Source organism: Corynebacterium sp. HMSC059E07 (genome assembly GCF_001814395.1).
Lineage (GTDB): Bacteria > Actinomycetota > Actinomycetes > Mycobacteriales > Mycobacteriaceae > Corynebacterium > Corynebacterium hesseae.
On sequence record NZ_KV816328.1, the window covers coordinates 1 to 22,189 of the forward strand.

The 22,189-nt window shown below is 59.7% G+C and carries 11 protein-coding genes; 5 read left to right on the top strand and 6 right to left on the bottom strand.

All coding sequences use genetic code 11. The features are described 5' to 3' along the window. Nucleotides 1-458 precede the first annotated feature (458 nt). The gene (locus HMPREF2967_RS08460) at nucleotides 459-6,566 is read left to right on the top strand and encodes a YPDG domain-containing protein (protein ID WP_083312607.1); all 6,108 of its coding nucleotides are present in this window, start codon (nucleotides 459-461) and stop codon (nucleotides 6,564-6,566) included. A gap of 558 nt (nucleotides 6,567-7,124) precedes the next feature. Here the strand turns inward: HMPREF2967_RS08460 and HMPREF2967_RS08465 are convergent. Continuing rightward, on the bottom strand, nucleotides 7,125-10,847 hold the full coding sequence (locus HMPREF2967_RS08465) for a multifunctional oxoglutarate decarboxylase/oxoglutarate dehydrogenase thiamine pyrophosphate-binding subunit/dihydrolipoyllysine-residue succinyltransferase subunit (RefSeq protein WP_070686028.1): 3,723 nt from the start codon (nucleotides 10,845-10,847) through the stop codon (nucleotides 7,125-7,127). Between the two features lie 153 nt (nucleotides 10,848-11,000). After that, nucleotides 11,001-11,762, bottom strand: a complete 762-nt coding sequence (locus HMPREF2967_RS08470; protein WP_070531255.1) for a hypothetical protein — start codon at nucleotides 11,760-11,762, stop codon at nucleotides 11,001-11,003. A 115-nt stretch (nucleotides 11,763-11,877) separates the two neighbouring features. Between HMPREF2967_RS08470 and HMPREF2967_RS08475 the strand changes: the two genes are divergently transcribed. From HMPREF2967_RS08475 to HMPREF2967_RS08485, 3 genes are all read left to right on the top strand, one after another. Next, nucleotides 11,878-13,599 carry a carboxylesterase/lipase family protein gene (locus HMPREF2967_RS08475; RefSeq protein ID WP_070686030.1) on the top strand — a complete coding sequence of 574 codons (1,722 nt, stop codon included), beginning with the start codon at nucleotides 11,878-11,880 and terminating at the stop codon, nucleotides 13,597-13,599. A 76-nt stretch (nucleotides 13,600-13,675) separates the two neighbouring features. Continuing rightward, a complete protein-coding gene (locus HMPREF2967_RS08480; RefSeq protein WP_070686032.1) occupies nucleotides 13,676-14,524 on the top strand; it encodes a DNA primase in 849 nt (282 codons plus the stop codon). 63 nt (nucleotides 14,525-14,587) lie between these two features. Then, the gene (locus tag HMPREF2967_RS08485) at nucleotides 14,588-15,439 is read left to right on the top strand and encodes a hypothetical protein (protein ID WP_070686036.1); all 852 of its coding nucleotides are present in this window, start codon (nucleotides 14,588-14,590) and stop codon (nucleotides 15,437-15,439) included. 36 nt (nucleotides 15,440-15,475) lie between these two features. On the opposite strand, the gene HMPREF2967_RS08490 is transcribed toward HMPREF2967_RS08485, so the two are convergent. After that, nucleotides 15,476-15,997 (bottom strand): hypothetical protein, encoded by a 522-nt coding sequence (locus HMPREF2967_RS08490; RefSeq protein ID WP_232770792.1) that lies wholly within the window; start codon nucleotides 15,995-15,997, stop codon nucleotides 15,476-15,478. Between the two features lie 93 nt (nucleotides 15,998-16,090). Here HMPREF2967_RS08490 and HMPREF2967_RS08495 point away from each other — a divergent pair, with 93 nt between their 5' ends. After that, nucleotides 16,091-17,326, top strand: a complete 1,236-nt coding sequence (locus HMPREF2967_RS08495) for an MFS transporter (RefSeq protein WP_070531242.1) — start codon at nucleotides 16,091-16,093, stop codon at nucleotides 17,324-17,326. 354 nt (nucleotides 17,327-17,680) lie between these two features. Here HMPREF2967_RS08495 and HMPREF2967_RS08500 read toward each other — a convergent pair whose 3' ends face one another. Genes HMPREF2967_RS08500 through hutG form a run of 3 tightly spaced genes read right to left on the bottom strand, consistent with a single transcriptional unit; the run spans nucleotide 17,681 to nucleotide 22,188 of the window. After that, nucleotides 17,681-20,797 carry a DUF3427 domain-containing protein gene (locus HMPREF2967_RS08500; RefSeq protein WP_070686038.1) on the bottom strand — a complete coding sequence of 1,039 codons (3,117 nt, stop codon included), beginning with the start codon at nucleotides 20,795-20,797 and terminating at the stop codon, nucleotides 17,681-17,683. Next, nucleotides 20,794-21,186 carry a (deoxy)nucleoside triphosphate pyrophosphohydrolase gene (locus tag HMPREF2967_RS08505; RefSeq protein ID WP_070686040.1) on the bottom strand — a complete coding sequence of 131 codons (393 nt, stop codon included), beginning with the start codon at nucleotides 21,184-21,186 and terminating at the stop codon, nucleotides 20,794-20,796. The genes HMPREF2967_RS08500 and HMPREF2967_RS08505 overlap by 4 nt, the downstream gene beginning before the upstream one ends. A 33-nt stretch (nucleotides 21,187-21,219) precedes the next feature. Continuing rightward, complete coding sequence (gene hutG, locus HMPREF2967_RS08510) at nucleotides 21,220-22,188, bottom strand: formimidoylglutamase (RefSeq protein ID WP_070686042.1); 969 nt, start codon at nucleotides 22,186-22,188, stop codon at nucleotides 21,220-21,222. Between the last annotated feature and the right edge of the window lies 1 nt (nucleotide 22,189).

Consider the following 22,189-nt stretch of genomic DNA (forward strand, 5'->3'; position numbering starts at 1 on the left):
TGCAATGGAATAGCCATCCGGCTATTCCACCGCCGCAAACGTCCAAAAAGCCACTAGACATCCCGTCCAAAAACATCCTGGACTCCGTGTCCAAAAAGTCGCTAGACATCACAAACCTAGGACTGTATAAAACGGCGCTGAACGCGCCTAGCTTGGCGACGTCTCCCCGCACCGCCCGCCCTCTACGTGCAGAAACCGGAGAGTATCGCACAGGGCTGGCAATTCTGGGAAATCTATATTTGCCATATAGTTGTGTGTTTATTTTTAAAAAGTGCAGGTAAAATCCTTTTTTTATTGCGACTTTATGTGCGGGAGGGGATTCTTTTTAGCATTCACCTGCCTTTTTCCTGTCAACTCTGTAGGGAATCTGTGAGGAACTGTCTTGAGAAGTCTCTGCGACTTTCGGGTTTCCGCACTGTGGGGTGGAGCAGGGTACTGCCTTTGAAAGGACCTAAGGAATGAATGCATCAAGGAACGACACCGCTCGGCGACGCTCTTCCCGTAAAGGGATGGCAGCTCTTTCTGCTATTACACTCGCGCTCAGTGGGCTGAGCATCACCTCTTTTAACACCGTGATGCCCGAGGCCACCGCCGCTCCGTTCACTGGCGGCATCCGCGACAAGTCCGGCGCGGTGGAGAAGGACGCCCAGCAGGCCTCCGACCTGCCGGCCGGTTCGTGTGTTGTTAAAGAGGCCAACACCGCTAATCACAGCCAGGCTGGTTTTAGCTGGAACATCCAGGAGCCGAGTAGTACCAGCCCCGACAAGACCTTGTGGGGCTTAAGCGTCTCCTTTGATAACTCGAAGGACCGCACATTCGCCGATTGGTACTTCACCAATACGGGGAACCTTGGCGACTACTTGAATCCCGGCGAGGTGCCTTCCATGGAGGCCGGCCAGACCTTCCTTGACAAGAGCGTCACTGACAAGGCCGACGAAAGCATTGACATTACTGGTTCTCGCACACAACGAAACCTGAATCTCTACGCAGAGCTGACCGATGACAAAGTCAAGCAGTTCGCTTCGGCCACTGCCGACAATCCCGTGCGCTACGCCTGGCAGGGCAATTACAAGAAGGACAATCCTTCGGGTGTGCTGCAAGCCACACAAGGTCGCAGCTCGGAATTCAGCGCTACTGTAAACCCGTGGCCGAGCGAGAATATTGAATGTAACCCAATTACGGTCTCGTGGGAGAACCAAGAAAAACTGGTCATTAGGCCCGGCGAGAAGCTCAAGGTCGGCAAGATCAACGTTCCCAAGGTGCAGAACGGCGGCACGGACGATTCCCTGTCCCGCATGGTCGTGGAGGCTTACGACGCGCAGGGTAACTTCATGGGCACGAGTGACACCGATGCTTCTGGTGGTGGCACGTCGAGCGTGAGTATTGATGAGACTACCGGCGAGATCTTCTACACCATGCCTGAGTACAAGGGCACGAAGCTGAGCGACCAGCAGGGCATGCGCTTTAGCGTGCTGGCTAAGCCCCGTACCGTCGACCAGTTGCAGGCTGCTGCTCGCAACAACGCCTTTGGCGGCGGCGGGGTCTTCGACAGCTCCAACTCGCTGACCCGCTACAACCAGGCGAACGTTATCGCGAACCATCAGTGGAGCTTCGACGACACCCAGTTCCACGACCCCAAGTATGACCCTGCCCAGCAGGCCATCATCTCCGGTGTAGAGGGCTCGAACGGACCTGTTATCACGGAGCGTCAGGTTATCAAGTTTCCGCAAGCCGGTGACAAGATCGCCAATCTGGTAAAAAAGCGTGAGGACGGTGGTGTTGAAGCCGAGGTCAAGCTGGATAAGCAGTTTGTATACTCAGGCTGGGAAGCCAAGATGGACCCCGACACCTACGAGGTCACCGTCACTGCACCGAAGAACCCAAACCCGGGCACCTTTGCGCAGCCACGTGTTATCGTGACCTACTCCAACGGCTCGCGGGATATCATCCCGCTGCTTGTGACTGTGGACCCCAACAATACCCAGGTCACTACTCTGGTTAGCCCTGGAACCACCACGGGCATTCCGGGCCAAAGCATGGACGCGCAGCTGACCGTGGAGGCCTCCTTTGAGGATCGCGACGCGGTCCCGCCAAAGTCCTATGAGGTGGTCGAGGGCACCGTTCCTAACGGTTGGACGGTCACCGTGGATAAGGAGACAGGCAAGGTTACCGCGACCTCGCCTGTGGATGCCCCGAACTTCTCCACGATCACACCAGAGATCAAGGCTATCTATCCTGATGGTACGACCGATACTGTCAAGACGAGTTTCCAGGTTATCAACAGTGTGAAGGTGCCGGACTACGCCGCAGTCTCTGGCCAGGTTGGTGAAGAGGTATCGCTCCAGCCAGTCATGCCTCCGGTGGGTCAGGGCGGCAAGGAAACGGACGAAGAGCCGAACCGCTACACCTTCGAGGATGGCACCACCGAGTACAAGGCCGGTGGGTGGACTATCAAGATTGATGAGAACACCGGTGTCCTATCCACCACTATCCCGGATAATATTTTCCCTGGTGCGCAGCTGACCGTGCCAGTGAAGGTGTATTATGCCACCGGCGCAAACCCGCAGATCACCACCGGCACCATCAGTGTGATCGGTGACAAGTCGGGTGAAGATACCGCGCACTACCTGCCGAAGTTGACCAAGGCAGGGGCCTCGGTTACGTCCGATTTCCAGAGCCTGCTGCCTGACCCGAAGCTAGCCAAGTTCAAGCTGCCTGATAGGAAGACCTGGCCGAAGGGCTGGGAGTTCAGTATCGACGAAAGCGGTACTGTTACAGCAACCCCGGGCTCGAACATTCCGAACGGTGAGGCTGTCTCCATCCCAGTACATGTCGTCTACCCGGATGGCTCCACGGCTGAGGTACCAGCAGACTTCACTGTTGTCGGTTCGTACTCGCGAATCAACCAACCAACCTACCCGACGGTAAACGGCAAGATCGGGACCACGGTGACCAGCCATGTCGACCGTACGCACCTGAGTGATGCTTCTGAGCCGCGCTTCTCCCTCGTGACTGACCCGAAGGACCCGGATTACATTGCGCCGCCGCGTAACCTCACCTGGGACAAGGTGAAGATCGATCCGGAAACCGGTGAGATCACCACGCCAATTGGTAAGAACGTTCTTCCGGGCTCGTCTGCGGATATTCCAGTTCGTGTGACCTACAAGGATGGGTCGAAGGACTTCACCATCGCTACTGTGGTGGCACAGGGCGCGCAGCGTCAGATTTATGAACCGAAATATGAGCAGAAGACCACCAAGCCGGGCGAGGGTGCCGCTTCCTCCATCACGGAATATACGAAGATTCCTGAGCGTGATCTGGCTACAGAGCCGTCGAAGCGCTTTAGCGCGCCTGACACTGTTGATGGTTGGGTGGTCAATGTTGATGAAACCGGCATTGTCACCGCAACACCACCAGCAACCGCCAAGGCCGGAGACGGCATCCAGGTGCCTGTGACCGTGACCTACCTCGACGGTTCTCAGGACACTGTCTTGGCGCCGTTCAAAGTGCGGGAGTCGCAGAATGATGTATATGAGCCTTCCTACTCCGTTCAGGATGCGGCCCCGGGCGAAGAGGTGAAGCGAAACGTCAATCGGAATAACATTCCGGATGGTTCGACCTTCTCCTTCGGCATGGACGGCGACAAGCCGAAAACTGAAGACACCGTTGACGGATGGAAGTACAAGATCGATCCCGCCACCGGCGAAGTTTCAGTGACCCCACCGGCAAACGCTAAGCCCGGCGATAGGCGCAAGTACCACGTCTCCGTCACTTACCCTGACGGCTCGATTGATGAGGTCCCTGTTGGCACCGTGGTGAAGCTGACCAACAAATGGGAGGCTAACCCGACGTATCCTGAGGAGACGGTGTACCCGGGCGAGACCGCAACGCTACCGGTCGCTCTCGACAAGCCGGAGAACGTCAACGTCGCGAAGGAAAACCCATACAAGTTGGGCGATGTTCCTACCGGCTGGAACGTCAGCATTGACGACAATGGCCAGGTCACCGCAACCGCACCCGCGGATGCGAAGCCAGGTGACCAGGTCAAGATCCCAGTTACCGTGACCTACGAGGACGGTTCTACCGACACCGCTTATGCAGTGGTGAACGTTGTCGACGTTCCGACGCGCGAGGTTCCGTTCAAGGTTGAGTACAAGTACTCCGACCAAATCCCTGCCGGCGATTACCAGGTTGAGGCCGAGGGTGAGCCGGGCAAGGAGAAGAAGAACAAGGACGGCGAATGGGAGCGCGTCGTTGATCCAGAAACAGGCAAGCCGATGGACCCGGTCAACGAGGTCGTTGTCATCGGCACCAAGCCTGCCGAGAGTGCCGAGGAAGTCATTTGGACGGTTCCGATCCCGTACCCGACTGAGGTTCGCGAGAACCCGGTCCTGAAGCCAGGTGAGATCAAGGTTTTTCAGGAGGGTGCAAACGGCGAGAAGACTTACACCGCCAAGTTCACCGCCAAGGGTGACAAGGCCCAGGTTGCTGAGGAAGAGACCACCAAGGAAGCCAAGCCACGCATCATCGAGGTTGGCCCGGGCATCCCTGATCAGGAGCTGACCAGCAAGAAGACCCAAGAGGTCCCGTTCGAGATCGAGTACGTTTACGACGACACCCTCGAGTCCGGCAAGCAAGTTGTCGACCAAGAGGGCGTTCCGGGTGAGCAGACCATCACCTCCACCCAAAAAATTGAGAACGGCAAGCCTGTTGGTGAACCGAGCATCACCACGGAGCAGACCAAGGCGCCGAAGAATGCCAAGATCCGTGTGGGCACCAAGACCACTGGAACCACCACTGAGACCGTGAAGTCTGAGGTTCCGTTCGGTGTGAAGATCGAGTTTGATCCGAACATGCCTGCCGGTACGTCTGAGGTTGTGACCGAAGGTGTTCCTGGTGAGAAGACGGTGACGATCAAGCGAGACATTGTTAACTCCAAGCCGGGTGACCCGCAGATCACCGAGGAAATCACCAAACAGCCGGTTGATCAGGTCATCAAGGTAGGCACCAAGCCTTCCGAGGCATCTGAGAAGGTCACCTGGACTGCCGAGGTTCCGTTCGAGGTTGAAACCCGCCCGAACCCGGATTTGAAGCCGGGCGAGAGCAGGGTGGTCCAGAAGGGCGTGCCTGGCGAGAAGACCTACACGGCTGATTTCTCCGCCACGGCCGGCAATGCCACGGTGACCCCTGAGGAGAAGCAGACCAAGGACCCGATCAACGAGATCATCGAGTACGGTCCGAAGGCTGATGACACCTCTGTGGTGACCAAGGTTGAGAAGCCGATTCCGTTTGAGACTGAGATCGTCTTCGACAGCACCCTGGAAAAGGGTAAGCAGGTCGTCGACCAGCAGGGCGAGACCGGCACCGAGGTTGAAACCTCCCTCCAGAAGATCGTGGATGGCAAGCCTTCTGGCGACCCGACAGTGACTACTGAGCGCACCAAGGAGCCGACCAAGCAGATCATTCGCGTGGGCACCAAGGCCCAGCCTGCCTCCACGGTCATCGAATGGACTGAGAACACCCCGTTTGAGGTTGAGGTGCGCGTTAACCCTGAGCTGCAGCCTGGTGAGAGGAAGATCATCCAGCAGGGCAAGCAGGGCGAGATCAAGCACACCATCACTGTCAATGCAGAGAATGGTGAAGCCACCAAGGACGAGTCCACTGAAAAGATAAGCGATCCGACCACGCACATCATCGAGATTGGTCCTGCGACGCACCATGAGACTGAGCTGACGGATACGTACAAGGAGAACACTCCTTACGACACCATCATTGAGTACGACCCGAACCTGGAAGTTGGTGAGGTCGTTGAAGACCAAGCCGGCGAATACGGTGAGAAGGAAGTAACCAAGACCTGGAAGCTCAAGGACGGCGTGCCGGAGGGCGATCCGGAGACTTCTGAGGAAGTCATCAAGGACCCGCAGCCGCGCAAGCTGCGCGTCGGTACCAAGTGCAAGTGCGAGGGACCGACGGACGATCCGAGCCAGGAACCGAGCCAGGAACCGAGCGAAGAGCCCGGTGACGATCCAAGCCAGGAGCCGAGCGAAGAGCCCGGTGACGATCCAAGCCAGGAACCCAGCCAGGAACCCAGCCAGGAGCCGAGCCAGGAGCCGAGCGAAGAGCCCGGTGACGACCCGAGCCAGGAACCGAGCGAAAAGCCGGATAAGCCTGGTACATCGAGCATCCCGGATCTCAGCAGCCTGTGGCCGCTCATCCCGCTGGCGATTATTCCGCCGGCACTGGCCCACTTCTTCAAGCCTCCGCACATTCCGGAGCTGCCGACGAAGCCGGCCAAGCCAGCAGAGCCGCTGAAGCCTGAGGAACCGAAGGCGCCAGAGGTACCGAGCACGGAAGCACAGCCGACGGCTGAGCAGACTCCGAGTGCACAGCCGAGCCAGGCTAGCCAGCCAGGAACGACATCGAGCACCCCGGCCTCTTCCAAGAGCACCTCGTCTGGCAAGCTTGCCAACACAGGTGCTAACGTCCTAGGCCTCATTGGTGTGGCACTGGCACTCATCGCTGGTGCAGCTCTGATTCTGCGTCCTAGCCGCCGCAAGGATTCCTAAGCACTAGGTATCCGCAGGGGCCCGACCGGCCTCACGGCAGTGGTTGAGTAAACCACGAGCAAACGCCCGAGCTAATGCTCGGGCGTTTCTTTTTGCTCAATCACACTGAGGCGATCCACTTGCCCTGTCGAGGTTCGATGCCACATGAGAAGGGGTGTCTGCCGTCGTCGTCGGCTAGGGCGTCAGCGTGATCAATCGCGCCGGTTGACGGATGGATCACTTAGAGGTTGTGCCACAGACTTATCTACGTGTGCAACGCTGCCTAGCCTTTCGTGGGGAATCTGAGAAAGCACTCACTCATATGGGCGTCTCCCTTTGCGCTCACCGGGAGTGCTTGCGGTTGCTGTTTGAGGCTCACGGTGAGCGCGAAGGGCGAGTAAGGGAGAATGGAGGGCGGGTGGCTGAGCGCGCAGCGCGGCTTTTGTGGTCTGGTAGGGGAGGCAACCCGGGTTACACAAGCAAGAAAAGGCCCCAGCCACCACACTCGCTGTGAGTTCGTGGTGGCCGGGGCCTTGCTCGGCGCTGGGCTTTGGCCAGCGCCGTCGGCTTTAAGCGCCTTTAGATGTCGAAAGCTTCCTCCAGCAGGTTCTTCTGCTCAATCTGGTGAACCTTCGCGTTACCGGTAGCAGTCGAGGACTGCGAGCGGCGGGACACGCGGACCATCTCCGGCATATCCGGGATGAGGTCGCGCAGGTGCTCGTTGTAGAACGGCCACGGACCTTGGTTCGCCGGCTCGTCCTGTACGAAGCGAATCTGCGTTGCGTTCGGGTAAGCCTCGAAAGCCTCACGCAGACGGTTGAACGGAATCGGGTGGAGCATCTCCACGCGGACGATAGCGATATCGTCGCGGCCGTCGGCCTCCTTCTTCTTGGCCAGCTCCCAGTAGAGCTTGCCGGAGACCAGCATGATGGTCTTGACCTTGTCCGTATCGCCGACCTTCTTGCCGTTGATGTCAACGAAGTTCGGGTCATTGATGACGGACTGGAACTTCTTGATCTCAGTGAAGTCCTCGACGGAGGAGGTAGCAGCCTTGTTGCGCAGCATGGACTTCGGGGTGAAGACCACGAGCGGGCGCTTCATCTCACCGAGAGCCTGACGGCGCAGCAGGTGGAAGTGGTTAGCCGGGGTGGACGGCTGTGCCACAGTCATGGAGCCCTCAGCACACAGCTGGAGGTAGCGCTCGATGCGGGCGGAGGAGTGGTCCGGGCCCTGGCCCTCATAGCCGTGGGGCAGCAGCAGGATCAGGCTGGACAGCTGGCCCCACTTGGCCTCACCGGAGGAGATGTACTCATCGATGATGGTCTGAGCGCCGTTGGCGAAGTCACCGAACTGTGCCTCCCAGGCCACGACAGCATCCGGGTTACCCACGGTGTAGCCGTACTCGAAGCCCATGCCGGCGTACTCGGTCAGCGCGGAGTTGTAGACCATGAACTTGCCGCCATTGCCCTTGGACTCAGCCAGGTGCGCAACGGGGTTGTATTCCTTACCCGTGTGCGGGTCGAAGGCCACCGCGTGGCGTTGGGTGAAGGTACCGCGGCGGGAATCCTCACCGGCCAGGCGCACGACCTTGCCGGAGTTGGCCAGGGAGCCAAAGGCGATGAGCTCGCCCCAACCCCAGTCGATGCCGCCTTCGCGGGAGGTCTTCTGGCGGTCCTTGGCAACCTTGCGAACACGCTTGTGGTACTCGAAGTCCTCCGGCGGGGTGCCGTAGGCATCGCCGATCTCGGCGAGTTCCTCGGCAGTGATGGAGGTATCCAGACCGCGGGTCAGCTCCTGGGAGGAGGTAATACCGGTCTGCTCCTTCGGTCCAGCCTCTTGCGCCTTCTTGTGCTCGGTGAAGACGGACTCCATCTGATCGTGGAAGTCGCGTGCAGCTGCCTCTGCCTCTTCATCGGAGAGGTCGCCGCGGCCGATGAGCTCCTCGGTGTAGCGCTCACGGACGGACTTGTGGTCATCGATGATGTCGTAGAGCAGCGGCTGGGTCATCGACGGGTCATCGGCCTCGTTGTGGCCGCGCAGGCGGTAGCAGACGAGGTCAATGAAGACGTCCTTGCCGAAGCGGCGGCGGTACTCGGTGGCCAGCTTGCCCACCCAGACAACTGCCTCGGGGTTGTCGCCGTTGACGTGGAAGACCGGGCAGTCGAAGCCCTTGGCCAGGTCGGTGGCGTAGTGCGTGGAGCGTCCGGAATCCGGGGTAGTGGTGAAGCCAACCTGGTTGTTGACGACCACGTGGACGGTACCGCCGGTGGTGTAGCCGCGCAGCTTGGACAGGTTGATGGTTTCCTGGACCACGCCCAGGCCGGTGAAGGAAGCATCGCCGTGGAGCATGATCGGCACGACCGTGTGGCCCTCCGCGCCCTTGTCCAGGATGTCTTGCTTAGCGCGTGCGATACCTTCCATGACCGGGTCAACGGCCTCGAGGTGAGACGGGTTAGCGGCCAGGGTGACCTTGATTTCGCCGTCACCAAACATCTGCAGGTGCTCGCCCTCAGCACCCAAGTGGTACTTCACGTCACCCGAGCCGCCGAGCTGGCCGCCCTTGTAGTTGCCGTCGAACTCACCGAAGATATCTGCCAGCGGCTTGCCCACGATGTTGAAGAGAACGTTGAGGCGGCCGCGGTGCGGCATACCGATGACGACCTCGTCGAGGTCCTGGCCAGCGGCGGTGTCCACGATGGAGTCCAGCAGGGCGATGAGGGACTCAGCGCCCTCCAAGGAGAAGCGCTTCTGGCCTACGTACTTGGTCTGCAGGAAGTTCTCGAAGGCTTCAGCCGCGTTGACCTTCTGCAGGATGTACTTCTGCTCAGAGTTGGTCGGCTTCGGCATGCCGGCCTCAATCTGCTCCTGCAGCCAGCCGCGCTCATCGCGGTCGAGGATGTGGGCGTACTCGGAGCCAACCTTGAGGGTGTAAGCGGAGCGCAGGCGGGTAACCACCTCACGCAGAGTCATGGTCTCCTTGCCGCCGAAACCACCGACGTTGAAGGTGCGGTCCAGATCCCAGATGGTCAGTCCATGGGTAGCCAGGTCCAGGTCGCGGTGATCCGGCCAAGGCAGGCCCGGCTGCTTCCAGCCCAGCGGGTTGATGTCAGCCAGCAGGTGGCCGCGGGAGCGGTAGGCCTCGATGTACTGCATGACGCGCGTGTTCTTGTCGACGCCCGTGTTGGGGACGTCGGCAGCCCAGCGGAAGGGCTGGTAGGGAACGCCCATGGACTCGAAGAGCTCGTCCCAGAAGGCGTCGTCCAGAATAAGCTGGCCGATGGTGCGCAGGAACTCACCAGACTCAGCGCCCTGGATAACGCGGTGATCATAGGTGGAGGTGAGGGTAACCAGGCGGCCAACGCCCAAATCAGCCAGGCGGTCTGCGGAGGTGCCGGCGAATTCAGCCGGGTAGTCCATGGAGCCGACACCGATGATGGCGCCGGAACCCTTGGTCAGGCGGGCGATGGAGTGACGGGTGCCAATGCCGCCCGGGTTGGTCAGGTTGATGGTGACGCCGGAGAAGTCATCCATCGTCAGCTTGTTCTTGCGGGAGCGGTCAACGATGTCCTGGTAGGCATCGATGAACTCGGAGAAGGTCTTGTTCTCTGCCTCCTTGATGGCAGCCACGACGAGGGCGCGGGAACCATCCTTCTGCGGGAGGTCGATGGCCAGGCCCAGGTTGACGTGCTCCGGCTGAACCACGGTGGGCTTGCCGTCCTGGATTTCGTAGCGCACGTTCATGTCCGGGTGGATCTGAACTGCCTTGACCATGGCGTAGCCCAGGATGTGGGTGAAGGAGATCTTGCCGCCGCGGGTGCGCTTGAGGTGATCGTTGATCATCGCACGGTTTTCCCACATGAGCTTGACCGGGATGTCGCGCACGGTGGTGGCGGTGGGGATCTCCAGGGATTCGTCCATGTTCTTGGCGATTGCCTTGAACATGCCCTTGAGCACGCGGGAGCCCGGCTCCGGTGCATCCTTGATGCGATCCAGCGGGGACTCGGACTTCTTTTCAGCCTTCTTTGCGGACTTAGCGGCCGCGGCGGAAGCCTTAGAGTCGCTCGGTGCCTTGGCGCCCGGAGCTGCAGGGGACTTCTCTGCAGCTGGTGCTGCGCCCTTCTTCTGTGCGGGGGTGGTGGCCGGAGCGTCCGCAGCCTTGGACTGTGCGGCCGACTTCGGTGCCCCGTTGGCCTCAAAGTACTCGCGCCACTCCTTGTCTACGGAGTTCGGGTCCTTTGAGTACTGCTGAAACTGTTCGTCAATCAGCCACGCATTCGGGCCATAGATGCTCGAGTTGCTCACGGCAGATGCTCGCCTCTTTCTGTGCTTCTAAGTTTGTCTTTATTCGACTCTAGTAGGCCAATCCACGGGTGCGAAAGGCACCCCGAAAAGTGTCTTCCTTTATGATACGGGCCCTGTAAGTTTGGCCACTATCCTGGGCGCGTTTCGCGGCCTTTACTCCCCCTGCAGGGGGGAGAGTTGGGTATTGGCATGGTCAATAACTTGGCGGCCCAATTTGCGGTTGGCGGTTGTTCCCAACACCGCGCCTACACCCATCGGCAGCAGCTTAGACACCCACGCCCACTTCAGCTTCTTGGTGGCTTGCTTCATAAACAGCTTGGTCAGGCGGCCGTTGAGGCCGCTGAGGGTAGGGCCGGAGAAGCGCGAGAGAGTAGCCGCGGAGGTTACACCGGACAGTGAGGTCACATCGCCCACAAAGGTATCGACCAAGGCGCTGCCCTGGGAGCCGGTGAGCACCACCAACACGAGTGCACGGCGGCGCTCCTTATCCCGGATGTCGTCACCGCGCAGGTGCGCCGAGGCGAGGATGTACCACGCGGCTGCTTCGAGGAAGACCAGGGATTCAGCGCCAACGGTGGCTGCGCCGGTGACGAGGCCGATACCGGGGATAGCAGCGGAGGCACCGGCGGCGGCACCCGTGCCGGTGATGATGTTCATGAAGTGCTTGTCAATGAGTGCTTGGAGCTGAGCCGGGCTGGCGTCGGAGTTGCGCTTCTTTAGACCTTCGACGTAGCTGATGATGACGGAAGACTGTACTGAGACGATCTTGTCGATGGCTCCTAAGAAACCTTGGGTAATGCGGTTGGACTCATCAACCTCCAAGGTGCCTACGGTCTCGGAAGTGCTGGCCCCCTCTTTAGATGAATCCCGGCGGCTAACAGTTTTGTTCTTTTTGTCAAAGACCTTGTCGAGCATTGTCTCACCTTAATTCTTTGCTAATGCTGATTTTGAATCTGAACTGTATGTTTACCACCGTATCGAAAAAGCTTTATTGAGCGCGTCGGCAAGCTAGCACACTAGGGTATGAGACATGAGCGAGTTTGAGCCTTCCCCTCCGCGTGAGGTCAGCGCGGCCGCGGCGCGCTTGCTTGCAGATTCCCTCCGCGCCCGTGCCCGCGCCGCCCACGAGGCAGCACGCACCGCGCTTGCCGACGATCTCACGGTCCTCACCAGCGGCGGCTGGGTACGCGGCTGCATCGAAGAGGAATTGCGCACGGACCGTCCACTGAGCGCGCCCGTGCGATCGTGGCGCGGGATTCCCTTCGGCGCGGATACGTCGGGCGCAAACCGTTTCATGGAACCGCGCCCGGCCCCGGCCTGGGAAGGGATCCGGGATTGCCGCGAGTTTGGCCACGTTGCCCCGCAGCCGGTCTATTCCTGGACCGACCGCATTGAAGGCGCAGAGGACTGCCTGACCCTCGATGTCGTCCGCCCACACCATGCGGGTGGGGCCGATGCGCCGTCGGGTTCTCAGGAAGGGGAGAAGCTGCCCGTCGTGGTGTATCTGCACGGCGGCAGCTTCATCGTGGGCTCCTCCCACATGCTGATGCTGCGCGGTTTCGAATTCGCGGCGCAGATGGGCGTGGTCTACGTGTCGGTGAATTTTCGCCTGGGGGCTTTGGGCTACCTTGACGTCCGAAGCCTTGGCGGTGAGGCGTGCGCTAACCCGGCGGTGGCGGACCAGGTCTTGGCGCTGGAGTGGGTGCGGGACAATATCGCGGCCTTCGGCGGGGACCCAGACAACGTCACGCTCATGGGGGAATCCGCCGGCGGCGCGGCGGTCCTGACGTTGATGGCTGTTCCGCGCGCCGAGGGCCTGTTCCACCGCGCGATTGCTCAATCACCACCGATCGGCATGATTCATTCGCGAGCGCAGTCAGTCTTTTGGGCCCGGGAGCTGGTCCACAAGATGGCCTTGCCGCGCGATACCACCGCGGATGATTTACGTCGAGAGGATTTCGCGGACGTGGTGCGCTCCGGTCAGTCTATGATGTGGCGCGCGGGGGAGTTACTGTATCTAAATTCCTGCTATGCGCCGACTGTCGACGGCGACCTCATCCCACAGCACCCCATCGAGGCCTTCGAGGCCGGCAACCAGCACCCCGTGCCCTTGCTTGTAGGAACCAACTCCGGTGAAGCTAGTTTTGGCAAGTTCCTCTACCAGCGTCAGAGTGCGCGTGAGCGCGCAGCGCTGCGCCTGCTAGCTTCCTTCGATCCGGAAAGCGCACCGGATGTCGTCGCGGCATACGGTGGTGCGGTCTCGCGCCGCGATTTTGGGGACTTGCTTACCGACGCCCTCTTCTGGGCCCCCACCGTCCGCGTGGCTTCGGAACATGCGCGGCGCTATCCGACGTGGATGTACCGCTTCGACTTCGCCCCGGCAGCACTGCGTTGGCTGGGCTTGGGAGCGATGCACTCGATGGAGCTCTCCAATATCTTTGGTGATCCAGGAGCATCACGCGTCTCCTTCCTCACCAGCATTGCCAAATCCTCCGAAATGGATGACGTGACCGAGACCATGCAGGCGCAATGGGGCGAGTTCATCAGGGGAGGGGCTCCTGAAGACAACTGGCCGCAATATCGCGCACCGCAGCGCTCGACCATGGTCTTCGATGTGGAGCCGCGCGTCGAGGAGGCACCGATGGAGGGGCGTCGTCAAGCGTGGGAGGCCTACGACATGTTGGAGTGGGGCACCGGGCGTCCGGAGATTCTGAAGGAACTGGGATTCCTGCTTGAGGGCGGCAGCTATTGAGGGCAAACGCAGGTAAGATGTGTGGGGCCTTGGCAGCAGCCTGGGTGAGACTCCCACATGGATGGATGTTTATCACATGAGCTTTTTTGAAGATATCGCCTCTGCGCTGGACGGGGAGGGCATTGAGTCCCGCGTCAATGACGATGTGATGTTCGTGCCCATCACCTCCGATTTGGAAATCCAGTTTGTGGAAATTGACCCACTTCTGCCAGCCGCCAACGTATATATCGCCGCCGCCGACGTGGACGAGGATGACGAAGACTTCGAGGCCGTTTTGGTGTCCGTGGCGTTCTCTGTGGAGGATGCGGTTGAGGCCGTATCCCGCCACATCGCCACGGACCAGGTGGTGACGGTGCTGCGTGACCTGCTGGAGGGCACCGATGAGCGCATCGCTGAGTTGGAGTTTGTCCAGGACGAATTCAACCCGAACCTCGTCGTGGCGGAGGTAGCCAATGACTCGGAACTGCGCGTGCTGGTGGAGGCCATCGACGGTGTCCCGAGCGCGGTCGTGCGTTTCCTCTCCTTCGACTTTGATGAGGAAGAGCTCGATGAGCTGGAGGATGAGGCAATCAGCAAGCTCTGGGACATCGAGACTCCAGAGGACCTGAGCGAAGAAGAGCGCGTTGCCATCTTCGGTGACGCGGAAGACGCTGACGGCGGGCTAGCTCCCATCATCGAGGTTCCTGCCGAGGCCCTCGAACTGGGCACCTACACCGACTTCGACCGTCTCTTTGACGTGCTGAGCCTTGTCTCCGATCAGGCCTTGGACTGGGAAGCCCAGCTGGTCAGCATCGATGACTCCGATTTTGACGAGCCGGAGGTCTATGACATCTTCGGCGCCGATGATGAGGACGAGGATGACGTTCTTTTCGACGACGATGATGACGATGACTCCGACATCGAGGAAGGCGACGACGACGACTAAAAGCGTCCGGGGTAGGGTAGGAGCGTACTTTTCCCTGGCGTTGAAGAGGAGCAACCAAGACAAATGCCGAATGACAAGGCATCGCTGTATCAGCGTCTGTTTGTTGGCTCCGCGCTAGTGTGTGTGGCTTTGTCTTGGATTCTGTCGTTGCGCCCGGACTTTGGCCATCGGGATTTTGTTTTTTCCTCCGTGCTTTCGACCAGCGTGTGGTGCCTGAGTCTGCTCGGCGCAATTCTCTTCATTGCCGCACAGTGGCGGTCCTTGGGTAACCACGCTCTGTTCAACCCTCTGCTTGCAGTGGCAGCAAACCTCCTCTTGTCGTCGTTGATCTTCAACATCAACATCCCCTTGTACCTCGACATGATGGGCACGGCTTTCATAGCAATCGTTTACGGCCCTGTCTTGGGAATGGGCACCGCAGTTTTGAGCGCTTGCCTGGCTAGTATCAACAACCCGTCGCTCTTGGCGTATTTGCCAACAGCCGTGGTGGTGGCCTATTTGTTTGGCTGGCTTGCGCGCCGTGGTGTGTTTAAACGAATGCTGGCCATGATGCTTGCTGGTACCGGGCTGGGCATTGTCGCAGGATTGTTGTCCGCCGTTTCTACGTGGTTACTTCCCAGCGATTACGGCCAGCGCGGCCCCGCTGAACTTATAGCGCTGTGGGAGCTCATACTGCACGATGAACACCTCGCCATTCTGCTTCAGAACCTGTGCTCTGACGTCATTGACAAGACGTTTACGGCGCTTGTGGTGTGCATTGCAATCCGCTTGGCGCCGAAGTCGATCCTCCGCCTTTATGACTACCCGGAGACGCGCCCAGCATTGGATCGCGTGCTGACTGAGGATAGGTTCTCACTTTCTCTTGATGAGGAGCCGCCCAAAGGTTTTCTGGACCGGATCCAGCGCTATTTCTAGCGGCTGAGCATCTCGACCTGATGAGGCCCACCGGTATTAGGCGGCCTGACTAAACCCTTCGAAAAGGGAAAGCGGGGAATGCACCGGTGTGTAGGTGCTATCCACCAGCCACACAAACGTAGCCGCGCTGCTGCTGGAAATCTCATGCACCGCGGAGACAAGCTCCTCTGGAACCAGTGCCCGCACCCAGGCTTCCGCTAGCGAAGGCGCGACGGGACGCCCAGTCGGATCGGTGATGCGCACCGTAACGAGGTAGGAAGGCACGCGCTTTTCGCCATAACCCAGAACGCGGGCCTTAGCCCGCTCACCCACGCGGTGGCGCGAAATAGTAAGTGTCAGGGGGAGCGCTTCACCGCCATATATCTCTACCGGTGGCAATACCTTTGATGGCGGGCGCCACTGCGGCGTCGGCCGCGCAAGCGAGCGCGGATGACGGATGATGCTCTCTATGGAGCGAAGCGTTTCGTGGTGGTGGTAGAGGATCTCCGTGGTGAGTTCACCGGTGCTGAGAGTGGACGGGGACTGAACGGACGTGTGAATGCTGCTGTAGTTCTTCATGGCCCACACACTAGAAAACCGAGCGGACATCCCCACAGGCGAGTCGAACATGTGTGCGATGATTTGACGGGGTGGGATACAGTGAATGGCGATATGAAAAATACTGCAGCTCCGCAGGTTAAAATCCCGCGGGAAATTTGGGTCATGGTCACCGCCGGGTTCATCATCGCCTTGGGGTACGGGCTCATTGCGCCGCTGCTTCCACAGTTCATCGTCAGCTTCGACGTCTCGATGGCGGCGGCCGGACTGGTTGTCTCCGTCTTTTCCGCCAGCCGCCTTGTCTTCGCCCCGGCCGCCGGCTTCCTCATTGACCGCGTGGGCACGCGCCGCGTTTACGTGACAGGTTTGTTCACCGTGGCGCTCACCACCGGTTTGGTGGGGATGGCGCAGGAATACTGGCAGATCGTCGCGCTGCGGGCTATCGCGGGCATTGGTTCGACGATGTTTACTGTCGCGGCAATGGGCCTCATCGTGCGCCTGGCACCGCCCAGCATCCGCGGGCGCTGTTCGGCCACCTACGCCACATCCTTCCTTCTCGGCAACGTGATTGGTCCGCTCGTGGGTGCGAGCCTTTCCTTCCTGGGGTTCCGGTGGCCCTTCTTTATTTACGGCACCGGTGTGGCTATCGCCGCGTTGGTTGTGTGGATCCTCATGCCGTCGGTCAATCGCGCCGATGAGCGCCGGCGCCAACTCCGTCCGATGCACTTGGCGGAAGCCTGGGAGGATACCGCCTACCGGGCGGTACTGACGTCGAATTTTGCCCAAGGCTGGATCAACATGGGCGTGCGCGTGGCTGTCCTCCCTCTGTTCGCAGCCGCCATTTTTGCCAACGGCGCCTCGACGTCGGGCGTCGCTCTGGCGGCCTTCGCCGCCGGCAACGCCATTGTCCTGCAGTTCTCCGGATCATGGTCTGACCGGGTCGGACGTCGCCCGCTCATCATTGCAGGACTGGTGGGTTCCGCATTGTTCGTTGGCACGCTGGGCTTGGCGACGAACATCGTATCCCTCCTCATCCTCTCCGCCCTGTCCGGCGCGGCATCGGGCCTCATCGCTCCGTCGCAGCAAGCAGCCGTGGCGGACATCGTCGGCTCGCAGCGCTCGGGCGGACAGGTGCTGTCGACGTTCCAGATGGCAGGTGACTTCGGGCAGATTTTAGGCCCGATTTTCATCGGGCTGCTGGCGGATAGGTACGGATTTGAGACCGCTTTCGGGTTCTGCGCAGTAGTGGCTGCGGCCGGCATTGTTGCGTGGGCATTCGGCCGCGACACCTTGGGGGAGCGGAAGATCATTCTGCGTGGGTTGCGCCGCCGCTACCACCCGCGGCGATAGAAAGCGGAATAGTCCGACTACGAATTGCTAGCGGAGTTGTGCTGACGGAGTTTTGGGGCGGCTTTAACGCTACTTAGCGCGTGTGGCGCGCTTTCTTGCTGCATGCAGCCCATCGTGGGGTGGTGCCAGTCTTGAAGCTGCGTTCCCTAAAACGCGTAAACCCATACACGGAAGTTTCGGAACCGGTATCTGGGCGGTTCCAGCGCTTTTGGCTACGCTCGCTCGCGGCTCCCATAACCGACCTCCATTTTTCTGCACCAAGGCAACAGAGATTAATTACTTCTTAATCTGCTAAGAAAAGATTAATTTATGGTGGTTACGGCGTCAACTTCCTGGCTTAACTCACTGTGAGGTTTAAGCCACAGTGCGCCCGGCTGCATAAAGCTGCTTGGGCATGTCACGGCGGAGGCTCCATTCGAACTGGATCGGCTTCTCACCGCTGTGCGTGACGTAATCGACGTTTCCTAGGAAGGTATATGCCGAAGCCGTATCCACCTTGTTCTTCTTATTAAAACGGGTTGCGATGATGATGTTGCCGTTGAGCTCATGGTGGTGGATGTAGCGGCGGGCCATCGCGGACTTAAGTGATGTGGTGGATTGGGATTCCCAGTGCAAACGATCCGGTGCTAGCGGGTAATCGCGGTAGTTTGTCGAAGCACTAACGTTCTCATCCTTTTGGAAAGTAACCAGGAAAAGATCAGTGTTAGAGGCATCGAAGCGGCGTACCCCTTCGCGTGGGAGGTTGGCGAGCTTGCGCAGAGAGCCGTCGTCCAAAGCGCCGACGAGTTCGGCGAGGCTGTAATCCGCGTGTGTTTCCAAGACACTATTCGTCGATTTCTCTGGGATGACTCGGGAGCGGTCGAGTGTGAGCCGCATAACCTGAGTTACTTCGGCGACGAAGGCAGGGCAGGCGCGGATGATGCTCAGGGCCTGGTCAATGGTCTCTGGGATTGCCGTATTTGAGTTCGCCCACAGAGCCAGCACAAGCATGGTGGCGTACCGGACTTGCTCGGGAGTCATGTCCTTTTCATATGGCCCATCCGGAGAAACCAGGAGACTGTAGGCCGCTACGCGGTTGGGATCGTTGATGTGTAACAGCACCCGGATTCGGCTGAGTAGAAACTCTTCGTGCTCGCTCGCAGGGCCGGAGGGCAGCAGGTTCTCGTCGCGAAGCAGCGTGGTCCACGTAATGCCCTTGCGACGGTAGATGTCTTCCACGGGGACGCCAGAGCTATTTATGAAGCTTGCGAGATCGGTCGTGCCGTAGTCAGTAATCAGTGCTCGTATCTTCTTAACTGTGTTCCGGGCCAAGCGTTTGATGTTCTTTAGAACGCGCTCGGTCGTTACGCGGTCCAAGGTGATGTTGGAGCCAGGCGGGGCAGTGGGGAATCCTTGCTCTACCTCCTTGGCGAGGTTCTTTCCGCGAGCGGCGGTAAGCACCTTGAAGCGCTCTTCGAAATCGAATTCCTCGTGCTGGAGGCCTAGGAAATCAAAGACGGTGCAGGCGTTCTTTCCTTCGTTGAGGCGCAGGCCGCGGCCGAGCTGTTGGACGAAGAGCACCGGGCTTTGCGTCGGGCGCAGAAGCAGCAGCGTGTTGACCGCTGGGATATCGACGCCTTCGTTGAAAATATCGACCGCGAAGATGATCTTGATAGTGCCTTCGCGAAGCTGCTCAATGGCGCGACGACGCTCATCAACGTTGAGCTTGCTGCTGACCGCTAAGGCAGGGATGCCGAAAAGGTTGAATTGCTCCGCCATGTATTCGGCGTGGGCGATGGTCACGCAGAAGCCAAGGGCCTTCATTTCGGAGAGATCGAAGATGCGATGATTGAGCTCGTTGATGATGAACTTGGTGCGCTTTTCTCCGGCCTTGATATAAATCTCGCTCAGCTCCGAAGCTTGGTAGTCCTTCTTTCCACGGTTCCAGGTCAGGCTCGTCAGGTCGGTATCATCGTCGACTCCGTAGTAGTGCAACGGCGCGAGGAGCTGGAGGCGCAATGCATCCCAGAGGCGAAGCTCATGGGCTACGCGATAGTCGAAATACTTCTGGACGTTCTCGCCGTCACCGCGCTCCGGTGTGGCCGTGAGGCCAAGGAGTTCACGTGGTTGCAGGTAGTCCAGAACTGCGCGGTACGTCGCGGCCTCGGCGTGGTGGAACTCGTCAATGACGACGACTTCAAAATGGTCAGGCGCAAGCTGGGCTAGGCGTTTGCTATTCAGAGACTGGATGCTCGCGAAGACATGGTCCCACTGGGCGGGCTGTTCACCGCTTAGGAGGAGCTCGCCAAACCCAGCGGAACTAAGTACCTCGCGATATGTCCGCTGGGCCTGGGTGAGAATCTCACGCCGGTGGGCAATGAAAAGCAGACGTGGCCTACGCCCCAGCTTCTCGCACAGGCGGCGGTAGTCCAATGCGGCCACGACCGTCTTGCCTGTACCGGTGGCGGCAATCAGGAGGTTGCGGTGACGATCGTGAACTTCGCGCTCGGACTCTAAAGCTTCGAGCATCTCTTCTTGGTAGGGGTAGGGCTCGACGCGAAGGCCAGATAGCTCGAGCTTTTCGCCGGGCTTTGATTCGAGGAATTTGGCGCTGCCGAGAGCCTCCTTGAGGCGCGCGTGGTCCTTCTCCGGTTCAAAGGTTTTGAAGTGATTGTCGTACCAATAGCTATCGAAGGTCTTGATGAACTTCTCAATGATCTCCGGCGTGGAGGAACGAGAACCTCGGACGTTCCATTCCCAACCATCAACCAGCGCTGAGCGCGAAAGGTTTGAGCTGCCGATAAACGCGGTGTCGAACCCGGATTTTCGCCGAAAGAGCCAGGCTTTGGCATGCAAGCGTGTGCTCTTGTGTTCGTAGCAAATGCGGACTTCAGCACCGTAATCTTCCACGAGTCGACGCACTGCGGCTGCTTCGGTCGCGCCGCAGTAAGTGGACGTAATGACTCGCAACGGAATCTGGTGATCCCTGAGGTATTCCAGTTCATCGCTGATGACGGCAATGCCCGAGCTCTTGATGAAAGCGCACAGCAGATCGACGGAATCCGCCGTGCGGATCTCGCGAGCGATTTCGACCGACATATTTGTATCGTCCACGCTGTTGGTGAACAAGGCACTGGTGTTGAGCGAGACTTCCGGAAGCTCTGGCGGCTCTTCAAGCTCTGATCTGTAGATAGCGTAGAGCAGCTGTTCTGCGGCGATAGACTCATCCGCACCAAGGTGTTGTGCTAGCGCATTGATGAGGGCAACGCGGTCTTCTGCCTTCGTCATCTCGGTGAGTTTTTGTTCAAGTGCTTTGACAAAATGCTGGGACACTGCCGCGGCGAAGCGCGGATTGACGTCCTTCGTGGACTCGTGAGCAATGCCAGTAGCAGCCGTGGGGCGCGCTCGCTTGGTCTCGTCGATTCGCTCCTGAATACGAGCGGTGACGGGGGTTTCGTAGATGCCAAAAGGCAGGATGGATTCGGAGCTCATAGGCGCGAAGAAATGAGTTTGACGGTGGGAATGTCTGCGGGAGCCCAGTCGAGTTCCCGTGCCGTGGCAGGGGTCACCCAACGCGTCTCGTCGTGATCACTAAGGATTAGTTCACCGGACTCGATGCGGCACAGGAATGTAGTTAGCTCAATGGTGGCGAAGTCATACTCGTACACGGTCGAGGTGACCTTATCGCCAACGGTTGCGGTTACGGAAAGCTCTTCCTTGATTTCACGCGCGAGCGCCTGCTCCGGGGTTTCGCCAGATTCAATTTTGCCGCCCGGAAACTCCCACATGCCGGCGAGGGACTTTCCAGGAGCCTTTCGGCAGGCCAGGAAACGATTGCCGTCTGTGAAGACGGCGCCGACAACACGAATCGGTGAGCTCATGGGGACTAGTATGCCGGCTGGCCCCGGTCTTATCTAGGAATTCGCGTCCGTGGCAGCAGAAAAGTGTGCCGTCACAATGTCATCAATCAACCGCGCGGCCAGCTTGGCGGTGTGGGCGTCGATGTCGAAGGTGGGGTTGAGCTCGACGACGTCGACAAGCGCCAGGCGTCCCGTGGCGGCGATGGTGAGTGCGAGTTCCCGGATGATGTTTACCGAGACGCCGAGGCCTGCGGGGGCGGAGACACCGGGTGCTTGGTCGGCGGGCAGAACGTCCAAGTCGATGGAGAGGTGGATGGGTGTGGTACCGGCGCAGATGCGCGCGGCGGTGTCGCGCACCTGGGCGCGGTCCATGCTGAGCAGTTCCTCGTCGAGGACGACGGTGACGCCGAGGGTGGAGGCTTCGTCGAAAAGCACCGGCGTGTTGTTGGGGCGGGAGATTCCCAGGACGGAATAGTCGAAGTCCTCGCGGCCCACCAGGTCAGAAATCTGCTTGAACGGGGTGCCGGAGGTGGGCACGTCCGCGGTGCGGAGATCGAAATGCGCGTCCAAGTTGATGATCTGCAGTGGGCCCTGGGCGCGGAAGGCGCCGCGGTGGGAGCCGAAGGCTGTCTCGTGGCCGCCGCCGAGGATGATGGGCAGGTGCCCGGCGCGCGAGAGTGTCTCCACTGCTTCGGAGAGGCGCTCGTGGGAGCCCTCCAGGTCGGTGCCTTGAGTGGTGATCGTGCCGGCGTCGTAAAGCGGGTGCGTATGGTGCAGCGCCAGGGAACCCAGGGCGCTGCGCAGGGCGGCCGGGCCTGCAGCCGCGCCGGGGCGTCCATGGTTGCGCTCAACGCCCTCGTCGGAGGCAAAACCAAGGAGTGCGACGCCGGGTTCTGCCTGGGGCTTGGCGACGTCCAGCGGGCGAACCACGCTGTGCCACCGCGCATGCTCGGGGCCCGGGCCATCGGAGCGGCCGGACCACTCGGGGGCGGGGGAGTAGGCGGGGGCATCAACGGTGTTCATG